General features: G+C 78.3%; 1 protein-coding gene. It reads left to right on the top strand.

Annotated elements, in window-relative coordinates; translation table 11 throughout:
- The coding region (locus tag ABEB16_RS21450; RefSeq protein ID WP_345714207.1) for a leucyl aminopeptidase family protein at window positions 1-1,251 on the top strand (1,251 nt) is incomplete at both ends.

The raw sequence follows: 1,251 nt of genomic DNA, 5'->3' as shown, positions 1-1,251 counted from the left end.
CCGGGCCGTCCGCCCCGACGAGGACGTCGCCACCACCCTCGCCGACGGCCACGGCCCCGAGGGGGTGCGCGCGGTCGTGGAGGGGTTCGTGCTGGCCTCCTACGAGCCGCCGCGCGCCGGCCTGCGCGTCGCCGAGGCACCCACCCGCACCCGGCGCCTGCTGCTGCTCGGCGAGGTCGCCGCCGCCGACGTGCAGCGTGCGCTGGCCACCGCGCGGGCCACCGTCCTGGCCCGCGACCTGGCCCAGACGCCCTCCAACCTCAAGGACCCCGGGTGGCTGGCGGGGCAGGCGCGGGAGGTGGCGCGCACCGCCCGCCTGGAGGTGGAGGTCCTCGACGCCGCCCGCCTGCGCGCGGAGGGCTTCGGCGGCCTGCTCGCCGTGGGCGGCGGGTCGCCGTCGGCGCCCTGCCTGGTCCGCCTCACCGCCACCCTCCGCGGTACCGGTGCCCGCAGCGCCCCCCACGTCGTCCTGGTGGGCAAGGGCATCACCTACGACTCCGGCGGCCTGTCGCTGAAGCCGCGCGAGGCCATGGTGCCGATGAAGACGGACATGGCCGGGGCGGCCGCGGTGCTGGCGGTGGTCTCGGCGTGCGCCGCGCTCGGCGTGCGCGCGAGGGTGACGGCGCTGCTGCCGCTGGCGGAGAACGCGATCGGTGCCTCCTCCTACCGGCCGGGGGACGTCGTCACCCACTACGGCGGGCGCACCAGCGAGGTCGCCAACACCGACGCCGAGGGCCGGATGGTGCTGGCCGACGCCCTGGCCTACGCCGACGCGCAGCTCGACCCGGACGTCGTGGTGGACGTCGCCACGCTCACGGGCGCCGCGAGCCTCGGCCTGGGCAAGCGGCACGGGGCGCTGTTCACCGCCGACGACGAGCTCGCCGGGCAGTTCCTGGACGCGGCGGCCTCGAGCGGTGAGCGGCTGTGGCGGATGCCGCTCGTGGCGGACTACCGGGAGCTGGTGCGCTCGGAGCTCGCCGACGTGCGGCAGGTCACGAACGATCCGGACGCCGGCGCGGGAGCCGTGGTGGCCGCCCTCTTCCTGGAGCGGTTCGCGGGGAGCCGGCGCTGGGTCCACCTCGACATCGCCGGCCCGGCGCGGGCCGACTCCGCCGAGCACGAGGTGAGCCGGGGTGCGACGGGCTTCGGGGCGCGGCTGCTGCTGGACTGGCTGCAGCGCTACGCCCCCGCGCCGGCGCCGCGACGGCGGGCGGCGCCGCGGCAGCCGGCCCGCAAGCCGGGGCTGCGCCG

Source organism: Kineococcus glutinatus (genome assembly GCF_039542765.1).
Classification (GTDB): Bacteria; Actinomycetota; Actinomycetes; order Actinomycetales; family Kineococcaceae; genus Kineococcus_A; species Kineococcus_A glutinatus.
This window is presented reverse-complemented; position numbering and strand designations above follow the sequence as displayed.